General features: G+C 60.8%; 15 protein-coding genes. 13 read left to right on the forward strand and 2 right to left on the reverse strand.

Annotated features, from left to right (window positions below):
- The first annotated feature begins 261 nt into the window (after positions 1-261).
- The 5 genes from QHC67_RS10245 (at position 262) to QHC67_RS10265 (ending at position 4,947) form a co-directional block, all read left to right on the forward strand.
- Positions 262-807 carry an outer membrane protein gene (locus QHC67_RS10245; protein ID WP_319293967.1) on the forward strand — a complete coding sequence of 182 codons (546 nt, stop codon included), beginning with the start codon at positions 262-264 and terminating at the stop codon, positions 805-807.
- Positions 808-980: 173 nt separating this feature from the next.
- Positions 981-3,641 (forward strand): M1 family metallopeptidase, encoded by a 2,661-nt coding sequence (locus QHC67_RS10250; protein ID WP_319293969.1) that lies wholly within the window; start codon positions 981-983, stop codon positions 3,639-3,641.
- Between the two features lie 182 nt (positions 3,642-3,823).
- Positions 3,824-4,063, forward strand: a complete 240-nt coding sequence (locus tag QHC67_RS10255) for a hypothetical protein (RefSeq protein ID WP_319293971.1) — start codon at positions 3,824-3,826, stop codon at positions 4,061-4,063.
- A gap of 369 nt (positions 4,064-4,432) precedes the next feature.
- Positions 4,433-4,639: a cold-shock protein gene (locus tag QHC67_RS10260; RefSeq protein ID WP_104953994.1), complete on the forward strand. Its 207-nt coding sequence runs from the start codon at positions 4,433-4,435 to the stop codon at positions 4,637-4,639.
- A 113-nt stretch (positions 4,640-4,752) separates the two neighbouring features.
- Entirely contained in the window at positions 4,753-4,947 is a 195-nt protein-coding gene (locus QHC67_RS10265) for a hypothetical protein (RefSeq protein WP_319293974.1), read from the forward strand.
- 371 nt (positions 4,948-5,318) lie between these two features.
- On the opposite strand, the gene QHC67_RS10270 is transcribed toward QHC67_RS10265, so the two are convergent.
- A complete protein-coding gene (locus tag QHC67_RS10270) occupies positions 5,319-5,717 on the reverse strand; it encodes a low affinity iron permease family protein (protein WP_319293976.1) in 399 nt (132 codons plus the stop codon).
- 84 nt (positions 5,718-5,801) lie between these two features.
- Between QHC67_RS10270 and QHC67_RS10275 the strand changes: the two genes are divergently transcribed.
- The 4 genes from QHC67_RS10275 (at position 5,802) to QHC67_RS10290 (ending at position 9,224) form a co-directional block, all read left to right on the forward strand.
- Positions 5,802-6,113 (forward strand): hypothetical protein, encoded by a 312-nt coding sequence (locus tag QHC67_RS10275; RefSeq protein ID WP_319293978.1) that lies wholly within the window; start codon positions 5,802-5,804, stop codon positions 6,111-6,113.
- Between the two features lie 110 nt (positions 6,114-6,223).
- Entirely contained in the window at positions 6,224-7,423 is a 1,200-nt protein-coding gene (sucC, locus tag QHC67_RS10280) for an ADP-forming succinate--CoA ligase subunit beta (protein ID WP_319293980.1), read from the forward strand.
- Between the two features lie 125 nt (positions 7,424-7,548).
- Entirely contained in the window at positions 7,549-8,298 is a 750-nt protein-coding gene (locus QHC67_RS10285) for an electron transfer flavoprotein subunit beta/FixA family protein (RefSeq protein ID WP_319293982.1), read from the forward strand.
- Positions 8,295-9,224 carry an electron transfer flavoprotein subunit alpha/FixB family protein gene (locus QHC67_RS10290; protein ID WP_319293984.1) on the forward strand — a complete coding sequence of 310 codons (930 nt, stop codon included), beginning with the start codon at positions 8,295-8,297 and terminating at the stop codon, positions 9,222-9,224. The genes QHC67_RS10285 and QHC67_RS10290 overlap by 4 nt, the downstream gene beginning before the upstream one ends.
- A 72-nt stretch (positions 9,225-9,296) precedes the next feature.
- Here the strand turns inward: QHC67_RS10290 and nhaA are convergent, their stop codons facing one another.
- Complete coding sequence (gene nhaA, locus QHC67_RS10295; protein WP_319294093.1) at positions 9,297-10,562, reverse strand: Na+/H+ antiporter NhaA; 1,266 nt, start codon at positions 10,560-10,562, stop codon at positions 9,297-9,299.
- Positions 10,563-10,708: 146 nt separating this feature from the next.
- Here nhaA and QHC67_RS10300 point away from each other — a divergent pair, with 146 nt between their 5' ends.
- The 4 genes from QHC67_RS10300 (at position 10,709) to QHC67_RS10315 (ending at position 14,892) form a co-directional block, all read left to right on the forward strand.
- Positions 10,709-12,109, forward strand: a complete 1,401-nt coding sequence (locus tag QHC67_RS10300; protein WP_413818524.1) for a glycosyl transferase family protein — start codon at positions 10,709-10,711, stop codon at positions 12,107-12,109.
- Positions 12,110-12,489: 380 nt separating this feature from the next.
- Entirely contained in the window at positions 12,490-13,149 is a 660-nt protein-coding gene (locus QHC67_RS10305; RefSeq protein ID WP_319293986.1) for a hypothetical protein, read from the forward strand.
- 70 nt (positions 13,150-13,219) lie between these two features.
- Complete coding sequence (locus QHC67_RS10310; RefSeq protein WP_319293988.1) at positions 13,220-14,134, forward strand: sulfite exporter TauE/SafE family protein; 915 nt, start codon at positions 13,220-13,222, stop codon at positions 14,132-14,134.
- 35 nt (positions 14,135-14,169) lie between these two features.
- On the forward strand, positions 14,170-14,892 hold the full coding sequence (locus QHC67_RS10315; protein ID WP_319294097.1) for a TIGR02186 family protein: 723 nt from the start codon (positions 14,170-14,172) through the stop codon (positions 14,890-14,892).
- Positions 14,893-14,941: the final 49 nt, after the last annotated feature.

Here is a 14,941-nt window from a genome sequence, read left to right on the forward strand (position 1 = left end):
CCCTCAAATCTCGCTTAGGGCATTGAATCATGCCAACACGGTCAGGTGAAGAGCCTTTTTCCGCGACCTGTTAAAGCGCGTTTGCGACAGTATGGCGAAATCAGCTTTGACCTGTCCAGAGGAGCGTTGAACCTTTTCTTTTGGGTTCTCCAACTGCAGTTCTCCAGCGAGTGGTAAAATCGTAGGCGCGATTGTTGCAGATAGATCACAGACAATTCTCGGATTTGAGCCAAAGTGCAATTCTCTGTGGCAATTTTGTTCATGGCGATTATGGGCACACGCCGTCATGCACATTGCAGACGAAACGAAAGGACTATCATTAAAATGAAGCGTGTTTTTGCCGCTGTTGCTGTGGCTTCTGCTCTGATCGCCACCCCGGCTCTCGCTCAGGAATTCGCCGGCGCCCACGTAGGTGCGGAAATCGGTCTGGTTGATGACGATTTCGCCGGTAGCGATGAAACGACTTACGGCTTCAACGCTGGCTATGATTGGGACCTGGGCAGGTCCGTGGTGGGCGTCAAGGCTACCTACATTGGCATTTTCGACGATAATGGCACCGATTTCCGCGAACTCGCGCTGATGGCACGCGCCGGTGTGAAGGCAACGCCGCGCACGCTGGTTTACGGCACGGCTGGCTATTCGAACCTGGATGCGAAGTTCTCGAGTTCCATCGATGGCTTCAAGGTTGGCGTTGGCCTCGAACAGTCGTTCGGCAATGTCTACGCCAACATCGAAACCCGCTACGGCAACTACGAAGCTGGCGCTGAACTGTATCAGACGGCTATCGGGATCGGCTACCGCTTCTGATTTCATGACCTAGGTGTCAGGGAAGGCGGCGCCGATGCGCCGCCTTTTTTGTTCGTCGGCACCGGCGGGAGGTGAGATCAATCGTCCGGGGCTTGACGAAGGTGCCAAATCGCGGGAACTCATGGAGCATCAGACGCGCCAGCGTCTCTATTCCGTTCCGGAGTTTACCTCGCATGTCCCTCAACATCCTGCTGCGCTCGCTGTGCGTCACAGCCGCGCCTTTCGTCCTTGCCGTCAGTGCATCTGCTCAAAGCACAGCCGCTCCTGTGTCCGGCCCGGCTGCCAGCGTCACCACTCAGCTGCCGCGCGGCGTAGTACCGACGCATTATGCGATCACGGTCACGCCGGATGCAGCGAACCTCAAGTTCACCGGCAAGGTCGCCATCGACGTGACGGTAGCAAATGCCAGCGACAGCATTACGCTGAACGCTGCCGATCTCACCATCGGCAAGGTGTCGATCACGCCTGTGGGCGGCAAGGCCGTCACGGGCACGGCAGCCATAGACGCCGCCGCGCAGACAGCCACGCTTAAATTCACAAAGCAGCTTGCGCCGGGACAGTATGTGCTGTCGATCGACTATGCCGGTGTGATCAACCAGCAAGCGAACGGTCTCTTCGCGCTCGACTATACCGATAATGCGGGCAAGGCGAAGCGCGCCCTCTTCACGCAATTCGAGGCGCCGGACGCCCGCCGCTTCGTGCCGAGCTGGGACGAGCCGAGCTACAAGGCGACTTTCGACCTGACTGCCATCGTGCCCGCCGATCAGTTGGCAGTGGGCAATATGCCCGTCAAGACGCGTAAGGATCTGGGCAAAGGGCTGGCGCAAGTAACGTTCGGCACCTCGCCCAAGATGTCGTCCTACCTGCTGTTCTTCGGCCTCGGCGAACTCGACCGTGCGACGAAGATGTCCGCGGGCACTGAGATCGGCGTGATTACCGGCAAGGGCAACACCGGCAAGGCGCAGCAGGCGCTCGACGGAGCTGCGGAAATTCTGCCATATTTTAATGATTATTTCGGCGTGCCCTTCCCGCTTCCCAAGTTGGACAATGTGGCCGGGCCAGGCCAGAGCCAGTTCTTCTCCGCGATGGAAAACTGGGGCGCGATCTTCACCTTTGAGCGCGCCCTGCTGGTCGATCCCAAATTCACGTCGGAAGCCACGACGCGCCGTATCTACGAGACGGTTGCGCACGAGATGGCGCACCAGTGGTTCGGTGATCTCGTCACCATGGCCTGGTGGGACGACCTGTGGCTGAACGAAGGTTTCGCCAGCTGGATGGCGACGAAAGTTACCGACAAGCTGAAACCGCAGTGGGAAATGCTGCTCAATCGCGTCGGCAACAAGGAAAGCGCGATGGCGCTGGACGCTTTCGTGACGACGCATCCGGTGATCCAGAAGATCACTACCGTGGATCAGGTGAACCAGGCTTTCGACACCATCACCTATGAAAAGGGTGAAGCCGTCATCAGCATGCTGGAAGCGTTTGCCGGCGAGGACGTTTGGCGTACCGGCATCCGCAGCTACATGAAGACGCACGCTTATGGGAACACGCTGACTGACGATCTTTGGCGCGCAGTGGAAACTGCGGGCGCCAAGGGGTTGGTGACAATCGCACATGATTTCACGACCCAGCCGGGCATCCCGCTCGTCACCGTCGATAGCGCGCAGTGCAAAGGCGGGAGCACGACGCTGACCCTCACGCAGGGCGAATATAGCCGCGACGCCAGGAACAAGACGCCGCTGCGCTGGAATGTGCCGGTCAGCGCGCAGACCGTCGGCGGCGCGAAACAAAGCATCATCCTGAATGGCAAAGGCTCTCTCACCCTGCCGGGCTGCGGAGCCTATGTCATCAATGCGGGGCAAGCAGGCTATTATCGCTCGCTCTATCCGGCTGCGAACGTGCAAGCGCTGACGAAGGGCTTTACCACCCTGCCCTCCGTCGATCAGCTTGGACTGCTCGCGGATAACTGGGCATTGGGAATTGGCGGATACCAGCCTATTTCCGTTCCGCTGGACATGGTCGACGCAGTTCCGAACGATGCGAGCCCCGCCGTGCTTGCCGCGGTGCCCGGCTACCTCGAGGCCACCTACGACATGTTCGAAGGCAAGGCCGATATGCAGGCAAAGGCATCCGCTTATGCCTCTTCCAAACTGACGCCGGTCATGACCGCTATCGGCTACGACGCGAAGCCCGGCGAAGGGCCGCAGGTCCCGTTGCTTCGCCAGAACCTTGTGGAAGCCCTGGGCGGCATCGGCGACAAGGCGGTGGTCGCAGAGGCCAATCGGCGCTTTGCTGCGCTGGAGACCAATCCCGACGCGCTGAATGGGCCGCTCAAGAATGTGTGGCTCGGCATCATCGCCGCTAACGCAGACCAGGCGACATGGGATCAGTTGCGCAAGATGGCGAACGCCGCACCTACGGATCTGGAAAAGAGCCAGCTGTTCGGCTTGCTTGGCCGCGCGAAGGATCAGAAGCTGGCGCAGCAGGCGCTCGATCTGGCGCTGACCGACGAACCCGGCAAGACCACCAGCGCCGCGATCATCGCTCAGGTCGGAACAGCACATAGCATGCAGGCCGTCGATTTCGTCCTCGCCAATCGCGCGAAGTACGAAGCGATGATCGACGTGTCGGCCCGCTCGCAGGCGCTGGCGCGGCTGGGCGGCAGCTCTGCCGATCCGGCAATGGCAACGAAGCTGGACGCCTACGCCACCCAATATCTGACGCCGGAGTCGCGCAAGGTTGTCGATCGCTCGATCGCCGCGATAAAGGCGCGGGCGGAAACGCGTGCGCGGGTCACGCCTGATATTGCAAAGTGGCTGGCGAAACGCCGCTGATCTGGCGGCATGCCCTCTCTTTCGCGAACAGGAAGAGAGGGCACATTGCTGCTTCTGAAATGACAGGGCGACTTTTGCCGCCAATGCTGCTATGCAGCGCATGTCGCGCGCCAATATTCACGGGAACGCCGCGGCGGGAGAGCGCCTAGTGCCTCCGCCTGGCTTTCACGAAGGACTGCAATATGAGCCGCGCCATCAATCTTTCCGCCGCACCGGACGCCGTAACGACGCTGTGCGACAAGCATGACATTCGCATTTCCAGCATCGAACCGCTGGAGTCGGGCGGCACTCGCGTCGTTCTTCTGACTGCCGATGGAGCGGATACCGTGCGCCGTCGCATGAAGACCCAGGTTCTGGAAGGTCCCGTCGTGCGCTCGGGCCTCTACATGGCCCGCCGTCCGCTAGCTTCCAGCCGCCACTGATCCACTGGCGGGCTGACACGACCGCGGCGGATCGCACGCGCTGATGCTTCGCCGAATAAAGCGCGACATTCTGCAACGCCCGTGTTATATGATTTTTATCGTGTGGAAATTGCCTGCAAGCCTTCACATGGCCGAGAGACCCGAACGCGCTCCCGCTTGCCTGCCAAGAGGAGCGTCTTCCTGGAAGACCTCAATCCCGTTAATTCAGGAACTCAGTCGTTTTCTATGCGGCTGCGCTAGCTGCTTGACCCTTTCGACGCGTCGGCCGGAGCCGGACGACGCGCTGTCATATTCGACTTTCCGGCACCATATCGGCCCGTTTTCCTGCATTTGGCGGGGCACGAGCATGACTACCCAAAGGAACTACCTATGCCTATCGGCACCGTAAAATTCTTCAACGCAGACAAGGGCTATGGCTTCATCGCTCCCGAAGACGGCGGCAACGACGCCTTCGTGCATATCACTGCAGTTGAAGCAGCCGGCATGCACACGCTGACCCAGAACCAGCGCGTGTCCTACGAACTGGAGCCCGACAAGCGCGGCAAGACTGCAGCAGTCAATCTCCAGGCAGCCTAAAAGCTGACAGGATCCGGCGGCGGGATGTGCGGCACATATGCCCCGCCCGCCGCCGCTTCTTCCGTGGCGATGTACGCCACGGTCTTTATTCCTACGGTTTGAGGACAATTGTCATGACCCATTCCGATTTCTGCCGCCAGCAAGCCGCCAAGGCGCAAGCAGATGCCGATGCCACTAAGCTGGACAATGTCCGTGACCGTTGCTTGCGCTCGATGAGCGCGTGGACGGAAATGGCCGATCGTGCCGAGCGGGTGGCCGCCGAGCGGGAGGTACGTGAAGCAGCTTCCGCTGCTGCACGAGTGCTGTAGCCCTAGGTTCTACTGCTTATCGCCGATGGAACGGGAGAAGCATGCGGCAGGCTGCCGCGACTCTTCTGCCGGATGGTGCTATACTCCAAGAAAGGCGTAGATCGAAGGGATGAGCCGTCCAGGCTTATGATCCTGAGACCAGACAAGACTGCCCACCGAAGAGAGGGAGTAAAGTCGTGATGGATGTAAATTATCTTTTACACCGCCAGCAAGTGTCGATGATTCGCGCAGCCAATGCCAGAAGCATCGAAAGCAAGACTGCTCATGAAGGCTTGGCCCGCGCATATCGCGAGCGGATCAACACATACCGCCAGGAAAATTGCGAACGCGCTACGGCGCACTGAAGCAGACGGCGACCTGCCTTCAAGGGATTATCTGCGCTCGATCAGGCGCGCGATAGGAACGACCTCACCGTCGCTATTTCCGTTCAGTTTTTCCAGCTCCTTCTTGATCTCCTCGAGCTGCGCTTCGGTGAGGTGCTCGATCCCGATAAACTGGTTTCGGGCCCCCTCGCTGGCGCGCAGTAGCTCGTCCAGCTTGGCTTGCATCGCCGATGCGTCCCGATTCTGCGCATTCTGGATCAGGAAGACCATCAGGAAGGTAACGATGGTCGTGCCGGTGTTGATCACCAGTTGCCACGTGTCGGACCAGCGGAACAAGGGGCCGGTTACAGCCCAGACTATGACGATCAATAGCGCGATGATGAATGCCAAGGGCTGGCCCGCGAACGTCGCGATGCGATGAGAAAATGCGGTGAAAAACTTATCCATATTGCGCTCCTGCCGCAAATCCTATGCGCCATGGCAAGCCCCGCGTAAATCACGGGTTCAGTTCCAGAAGCCGATTAAATGCAGATGAAAACACTCACCCTCTCCGTCCTGCTCGCCTGCGGCATGCTGGCAGGATGTGCTGCACCACAGAGTCGCGTCGAAGCCGGCCTGATAAAAGCAGGCGTGTCGCCGCGGATGGCTGCTTGCATGGCCGACCGCATGGTGGATCGGCTGAGCAGTGGCCAATTGCGAAGGCTCCAGTCTTTGTCGAAGGTTGGTCGTACCGATCTAAACAATGTAACCGTCGACCAACTTCTTTATCAGGTCCGCGCCCTTGAAGACCCTGAGATCATGGCCGTTACGACCAAGGCAGCTTTGCTGTGCGCGCTTAGCTGATTTTGCAACTTTGCAAAGTGAGGTTGCGAAGTTGCGCTGGTTTTCCCTCTGAAGCTGTGGTCTAGGAGCGCGGAACTCCTACCTTCTCCCCCAATCAAGAGGCGGCGCGCATGAATATCCATGAGTATCAAGCCAAGGAACTGCTGGCAAAATTCGGGGCGCCCGTCCCTGCCGGCTATGCAGCACTAACGGTAGAGGACGCTGTTGCGGCAGCGGGCAAGCTGCCCGGACCGCTCTACGTCGTAAAGGCGCAGATCCATGCCGGTGGACGCGGCAAAGGCAAGTTCAAGGAACTCGGCCCCGATGCGAAGGGCGGCGTTCGCCTCGCCAAGACACTGGACGAAGTGAAGGCCGCGGCGACGGACATGCTCGGCAACACGCTGGTGACCATTCAGACCGGCCCCGCAGGCAAGCAGGTTAACCGCCTGTATGTCACCGATGGTGCGGACATCGCCAAGGAATATTACCTCGCCCTGCTCGTCGATCGCGGCACTGGCCGGGTCGCGTTCGTCGTGTCGACCGAAGGCGGCATGGACATCGAGGAAGTGGCGCACTCCACGCCTGAGAAGATCCACAGCTTCGCTGTCGATCCCGCAAGCGGTTTCCAGCCGCACCATGGCCGCAGCGTCGCCAAGGCGCTGGACCTGACCGGCGATCTCGCCAAGCAGGCCGCCAAGGTCGCCGAAGCGCTGTACGCCGCATTCCTCGGCACCGATGCCGAGCAGATCGAAATCAATCCGTTGGCGCAGACCGCCGACAACCAGTTGCTGGTGCTCGACGCCAAGGTGGGCTTCGACGGCAACGCAATGTTCCGCCACAAGGACCTCATGGAACTGCGCGACGAGACGGAGGAAGATCCCGCCGAACTCGAAGCCTCCAAGTACGACCTCGCCTACATCAAGCTGGATGGCGACATCGGCTGCATGGTGAACGGGGCGGGTCTCGCCATGGCGACGATGGACATCATCAAGCTTAACGGCATGTTCCCGGCAAACTTCCTCGACGTCGGCGGCGGCGCATCGAAGGAAAAGGTCACGGCAGCCTTCAAGATCATTCTGTCCGATCCCGCCGTGAAGGGCATTCTCGTCAACATCTTCGGCGGCATCATGCGCTGCGACATCATCGCGGATGGCATCGTTGCCGCGGCGAAGGAAGTGAACCTGTCGGTGCCTTTGGTCGTGCGTCTTGAGGGCACGAACGTGCAGCAGGGCAAGGACATCCTCGCCGGTTCCGGGCTACCCATTGTCTCCGCCGACGATCTGGGCGATGCCGCTAGGAAGATCGTCGCTCAAGTTAAGCAAGCTGCATAATCAGAACCATAAGGGGAACGGCAAGGTTTCGTTCCCCTTATGTGTCACCCTTGCTTTGGATGGGCAAAGAGGCCATTTGGTGCCGATGACACCCTGGGCAGAGGCATAAACTGGAGGCTCAACTGATGAAGATTCTTGTCCCCGTGAAACGGGTGATTGACTATAATGTGAAGCCGCGGGTGAAGGCGGATGGCACCGGCGTCGATCTGGCCAACGTCAAGATGTCGATGAATCCGTTCGACGAAATCGCTGTCGAAGAGGCGATCCGCCTGCGTGAGAAGGGCGCAGCGACCGAGATCGTTGCGATCTCCATTGGTGTTGCCAAGGCACAGGAAACGCTGCGCACGGCGCTCGCCATGGGTGCCGACCGCGCGATCCTGATCCAGACCGACGAAGACGTCGAACCGCTGGGTGTCGCCAAGTTGCTCGCCAAGGTGGTCGAGGAAGAACAGCCCGGCCTCGTCATCCTGGGCAAGCAGGCCATCGATGACGACAGCAACCAGACTGGCCAGATGCTTGCCGCTCTGCTGAACCGGCCCCAGGGCACCTTTGCCTCGAAGGTTGAAGTCGAGGGCGACAGTGTCAGCGTGACGCGCGAAGTGGACGGTGGGCTCGAGACCGTCAAGCTGTCGCTGCCCGCGATCATCACCACCGACCTGCGCCTGAACGAGCCACGCTATGCCTCGCTGCCCAATATCATGAAGGCGAAGAGCAAGCCGCTCGCCCAGAAGACGCCCGCTGATTACGGCGTGGACATTGCTCCCCGCCTCGAAACCCTGAAAGTCGTGGAGCCGCCCAAGCGTACTGCGGGCATCAAGGTCGCGGATGTCGATGAGCTGGTCGCGAAGCTGAAAGCTATGGGAGTTGCAGCATGAAGACGCTGGTATGGGTCGAACATGAGGGCGGCGCGCTCAAGGATGCCACGCTCGCCGTTGTCACGGCCGCAAGCAAGCTGGGCGAGGTCCACTTGATCGTCGCGGGCCAGGACGTCGGCGGCGTTGCTGCCGAAGCTGCGAAAATCGCGGGCGTGCAGAAGGTGCATGTCGCCGATGATGCGGCTTATGCGCATGCACTGGCCGAGAACGTCGCACCGCTGATCGTCGATCTGATGGGTCATCACGATGCGTTTCTTGCCCCGGCGACCAGCCATGGCAAGAATATCGCGCCGCGGGTGGCTGCGCTGCTCGACGTGATGCAGATCAGCGATATCCTGTCTGTCGAAAGCGAAGACACGTTCACGCGGCCCACTTATGCGGGCAACGCGATTGCAACGGTCAAGTCGAAGGACGCGAAGAAGGTCATTACCGTACGCGGAACGGCTTTCGAGAAGGCTGCGACCGAAGGCGGCAGCGGCGCGATCGAAGCCGTAAGCGGCGCAGGCGATGCCGGGACCTCGACGTTCCTGGGAGCGGAGATCGCGAAGCTGGAACGCCCCGAACTGACATCCGCCAAGATCATCGTGTCGGGTGGCCGCGCACTGAAGGACGGGCCGACCTTCGAAGAGACCATCTATCCGCTGGCGGACAAGCTTGGCGCAGCCGTGGGCGCTTCGCGCGCTGCGGTGGACGCAGGCTATGTCCCTAACGACTATCAGGTTGGCCAGACCGGCAAGATCGTCGCACCGGAAGTCTATGTGGCGATCGGCATCTCCGGCGCCATCCAGCATCTCGCCGGCATGAAGGATAGCAAGACCATCATCGCCATCAACAAGGATGAGGACGCACCGATCTTCCAGGTCGCGGATATCGGCCTTGTCGGTGATCTCTTCAAGATCGTTCCGGAACTGACAAGCAAGCTCTAATACTGTTTGCCAACCTCACTAAAAAGGCCCCGGCGTCGCCGCCGGGGCCTTTTTTTTTGCGCCAGTCTTTCGTCAGCAGCGCGCGACATCGCCATCCGCTGTTATTTCGCTGTCCTGCTGCGCTTCTTCCGATTGATGCTGCGGATGCAGGGGCGCTAAGCGGAGGATGGCAAAACCAGTTATTGCCGAGAGGACGGAGCCCATGAGAATGCCGATCTTCGCCTCCTCCACCAGAGTTGGCTGATTGGGAAAGGCCAGACCCCCAATAAACAGGCTCATCGTAAATCCGATCCCGCACAGCAGCGCCACGCCGTAAAGCTGGAGCCAAGTCGCGCCCCGCGGCTTGGTTCCGACACCCAGTTTCACCGCAAGGAGCATGCTCAGGTAGATCCCGGCCTGCTTGCCCAGGAACAGCCCCGCCGCGATGCCAAGCGGGAGAGGCGCGAGAATTTGTTCAATACCCACGCCCGCCAGTGACACTCCCGCATTCGCGAACCCGAAGAGCGGCACCACGAAGTAGGCGCTGACGGGATGCAGCGCATGTTCGAGGCGATGTAGCGGGCTATCGTGGGCGTCTGGGGCGCCCGGCGTTGCGCGGATCGGGATGGCAAAGGCGGCGAGTACGCCTGCAATGGTAGCATGGACGCCAGAGAGCAACACCGCGTACCAGAGCGCCACGAAACACAGGAGGTAGATGGGCAGCGCCTTCACGCCCGATCGATTGAGCACGAACATGACGGCAAGGATCGCAACGGCAGCCATCAATGCAACGCCACCCACCTGCTGCGTGTAGGCGATCGCGATGATGACGACCGCTCCCATGTCGTCCACGATGGCGACCGTCATGAGGAACAGCTTGAGCGATGTGGGCGCACGCTTGCCCAGAAGCGCCAATACGCCAATTGCAAAGGCGATGTCGGTGGCGGCCGGGACTGCCCAGCCATTGATCAATGCGGCGTTACCCTTTGCGGCGAACAGATAGACCATGGCAGGCACTGCCATACCGGCAGCCGCCGCGATCATCGGCAGACGCCGCGTGCGCCAGGTAGATAGCCGCCCATCCAGGAACTCACGTTTGATTTCCAGCCCAACCAGCAGGAAGAACAAGGCCATCAATCCATCGTTGATCCACAGATGCACGGTCATCGAGCCCAGTTTGGACGAGAGCACCGGTCCGACGTTCGCATGTACGAACCAGTGATACAGATGCGCGGCTTTCCCGGGAGTGTTGGCCGCTACCATCGCCAGTGCCGCCGTCAGCATGAGCAAAACGCCGCCGCCGGCCTCACTGGTGAGGAAGTCTCGCAGTGCTGAAGGACTGGCCTGCTTGTGCTTCATACCCAAAATTTCTTCCCTAATTAGCAGAAGCCCATCTACCGGCGGCGCGACGCCGAGGTCAAATTGCACGCTTTGGCAATACTCCTTGCATATACATCCATTATGGATTGTACCCGCCCTGGGTACAGGGCACGGGGGATAATGCCATAGACGTTGCGCACGCCATTCTCGGCATCGCGATGCGTGCGCAGCACGAACTGACGCTATTTGCTGTAATAGGCCTATTGATCGGTGGCATGGACGAATTGGCCATCGACCTTATCTACATCGGCAGAACGATTTGGCGAAGGCTGACGATTTACACGCGCCACACCGCCATGACCATGACGACGCTTCCGCTGCCAGATCGGCCGGGGCACATGGCGATCTTCATCCCCGCCTGGCACGAAGCCGATGTCATAGGCGCCATGCTGTGGACGGCGCTGCAGAAATGGGGTGAGGGAAGTTACCGCATCTTTGTCGGGACATACCCCAACGATCTTGAGACAACCGCGCAGGTCGAGATGCTAGCCCGTGATGATGGCCGGATCATTTCGATCATCAATCCGCACAATGGCCCCACCACGAAGGCGGATTGCCTGAACTCCCTATGGGAAGCGATGCTCCGGGAGGAGCAGTCCGCGGGGCATATATTCAAGGCGATCGTTCTGCACGATGCGGAAGATGTGGTGCATCCCGATGAACTGAGGCTCCTCAATCGCATGATCGACCGCTTCGATCTTGTTCAATTGCCGGTGCTGCCTTTGCGGAGCCAGCAGTCTCAGTGGGTCTCGGGTCATTACTGCGATGAATTTGCCGAGGCTCATGGAAAATTTCTGGTCGTGCGCGAAGCCCTCGGTGCGGCAGTGCCCTCAGCTGGAGTGGGCTGCGCGCTGAGGCGCAGTGCTCTTGCCATGCTTGCAGCCGCACAAGGCGGCAAGCCCTTCGACGCGCATTCGCTGACCGAAGATTACGAACTGGGTCTGCGGCTTACCGAGCGCGGCTGCCGGGGTGTGTTCGTGCGGATGAACGACGCAAGTGGACAGCCGGTGTGCAGCAGGGGTCATTTTCCGGAGACATTGCACGACGCGATAAGGCAGAAGGCGCGCTGGACCGTGGGCATATCGTTGGCCGGATGGGATCGCCTCGGATGGCATGGCGGGTTCGTCGAACGCTGGATGCGGCTGCGGGACCGGGGTGCTGCACTTTCGGCCTTGATCCTGTTTGCAGCTTATCTCAGCGCGATGGGCTGGATGACGCTGTCGCTGATCCAGTTTTCCGTCGGCGGATTCCTGCTCGCTCTCTCTCCATTGCTGAAGAACATGCTGGGCCTGACGGCAGCTTTGATGCTCTGGCGCTTAACCGTGCGCGCGTGGTTCGTGGGGAGAGCCTATGGCTGGCGACAGGCGCTCCTATCCGTACCCCGAACGGCCGTCGCCAATCTCATCGCCATCATGGCGGCGCGGCGGGCACTGGCTGCCTATGTCGGACTGTTGCGGGGTGCTCCGCTCCGGTGGGACAAGACCAACCATCGCTTTCCCGACGCCGCTTCGGCTGAACGGCAATGACAGGCTGGCGCGGTCGCGGCCAGCCGCTCCGATTCCTGACAATCGTGCTGTTGTGCTGGGCAGCCGGACGAATAGCGGTGTCGCAAGATTGGTCGAAGGCATCGCCACCAGGAGAGGCACAGGCTGTTACCACGATAGGGCCTCAGCGAACCGCTACGGCAGGCGCTGCCGCCAAACAAAAGCGCTCGTCGCCAGCCACCAGCTACGCCAGCGCCTTGGAACCAACATCAAGGCAGAGCCCCGACCATCAACCTCACCATCGCAAATCCCTGGATCTGGCAAGCACCGGCCGCGAACCGGGCCCGGATACTTTCATTGCCGATTCCCCAGCACCGCGAGAACATTCCCCGGCACCCGCCTCTATCACTAGCGCACCGCTGGTGCCGGGAAGCCCTGCGCCGGGCAAGTGGTCGCTCAGTGGCTGGCTTTTCTGGCGCGATGCAGGTGCGCAGGGCAGCCTTGCCAATGTCGGGCAGCTTGGTGGTTCCCAGGCGGGCGGGCGGCTGGCTTACCAACTCGTGCCTGAGGTGCCCGAGCGGCTTGCACTCTATGGACGAATGACTTCGGCGCTGCGGCGCCCACATGGATCGGAAGCGGCAGTGGGTGTTTCGTTCCAGCCCGGCAAAACGATCCCGCTACGCATCGCGTTGGAAAGGCGCATCGCCCTAGATCGCGATGCCCGCAATGCCATGGCCGTCGTTGCAGTGGGCGGCTTAGGCCCGGTCGAGGTGCAAAGCGGATTCGAGCTGGAGGGCTACGGCCAGGCCGGGGTTGTCGGCGTTCAAAGCCGCGACGCGTTCGTCGATGGCAAGGTGACGCTGCAGCATGCCCTCCCCTCCCCGGCTCCGATCTCCGCAGGTTTGAGCCTCTCGGGCGGCGCACAGCCGCAGGTCTCGCGCCTCGACATAGGACCTCAGCTTGAAGCCCGCATGAAGCTCGGCAACCAGCCTGCCCGGATATCGGCAGAGTGGCGGCAGCGGATCGCCGGAAATGCCCGCCCCGGATCGGGACCGGCGATCACGCTGGCCGCGGATTTTTAGCGGTCGCTAACTGCTGTCGACCGCTTAACGCCTTTATGTCGCCGCGCTTTGGGATTAGGCCAAAGGCCCGATGGACATCTACCTGCCCATAGCCAACTTGTCCGTGAACGCTCTGGTCATCATCGGCCTGGGCGGGATCGTAGGTATATTGTCAGGGATGTTCGGCGTCGGCGGTGGATTCCTGACGACGCCGCTCCTCATATTCTACGGCATTCCGCCCACTGTCGCGGCCGCATCCGCTGCGACGCAGGTAACGGGCGCCAGCGTGTCCGGCGTGTTTACGCATCTTTCGCGCAAGACGGTCGATGTGCAGATGGGCGGCGTGATGGTCGCAGGCGGGATCGTCGGCGCTTTGATAGGCGCCGGCCTCTTCAGGTTGCTGCAGCAGATCGGGCAGATCGACACCGTCATCGCAATCCTCTACGTCCTCATGCTGGGGTCGATAGGCACACTGATGGCGCGGGAGTCGATCAAGTCGCTCATAGCCATGCGTACTGGTGCCCGGCCGCCAGCGCTCAAGCGAAGGCATCACCCGCTCGTGGCCGCCCTGCCGATGCGGTGGCGTTTCTACCGTTCCGGCCTCTATATTTCGCCCCTTGCCCCGCTGCTGCTGGGCGTGGCGACGGGCATATTGACGATGCTGCTGGGAGTGGGCGGCGGCTTCATCATGGTTCCCGCGATGCTCTATTTGTTGGGCATGACGACGCAGGTGGTGGTGGGCACATCGCTGTTCCAGATACTCTTCGTAACGATGGTGACGACGATGGTTCACAGCCTGACCACCAAGGCCGTCGATTTGGTTCTGGCGCTCCTGCTGCTGATCGGCAGTGTGGTCGGCGCGCAGATCGGGACGCGAATTTCGATGGCGGCGCGCCCTGAATATCTCCGCATCATCCTGTCGGCCATTGTTCTGGTCATTGCGATCCGTATGGCGGTGGGGCTCGGGTGGCGGCCGGACGAGATCTACACGGTGCAGCTGAAGTGAGATCGCTCCGCCTGCCCTTGCTGCTCACGCTCGCGATGATGCTCGGTGCTGCCAAGGCTCCGGTGCTCGTACCCGATGTCTCGCAGCGTGAAGTCGATATCCGGTACAGCTTTACAGGTGCCGAACTGCTGCTCTTCGGCGCGATCGTCTATCCTGATGGGCGCGCGCCCGAGACGCCCGCAGATGTAGTGGTCATCCTCAAGGGTCCCGACCAGTCGATCACCATGCGGGAGAAACAGAAGGTCGCAGGCGTATGGGTCAATGCCGATAGCGCCCGCTTCCGCTCTGCGCCGAGCTTCTACGCCATGGCGTCCTCTCGTCCCATCCATCGGATCGTGGATGATCGCACGGCGGCGATCTTCGAAATGGGGCTGGATAAACTGCAGCTCTCTCCCGCCTCGCTGAATGCCAGCGCTGAGATCGACCGGTTCCAGAAGGGGCTGGTCGACCTGCGCCGGCGCACGGGCCTTTTCGTCGAGCGGCCCGGAACGGTGGAGATAACGGATGGTGTGCTTTATCGCGCGCGTCTTCCACTCTCGGCGCGCGTGATCGTGGGCGACTATACCGCGGAGACCTTCCTGGTGCAGAACGGGCGTGTCGTGGCCGCGGCCACGCGCGACATCGTGATCCGCAAATCCGGCTTCGAGCGGTTCATTGCCCAAGCGGCGGAGAACTGGTCCTTCCTCTATGGTCTCGTGGCCATTGCAATGGCCGTCGGAATGGGCTGGGCAGCGGGAGCTATCGCCCGCCGCATCTGAAGGGTCGCTAAGTTAATTTTTACAGGTTCCGGTTACCTGATGCTGCGGG

This window comes from Sphingobium sp., from assembly GCF_033795625.1.
Lineage (GTDB): Bacteria > Pseudomonadota > Alphaproteobacteria > Sphingomonadales > Sphingomonadaceae > Sphingobium.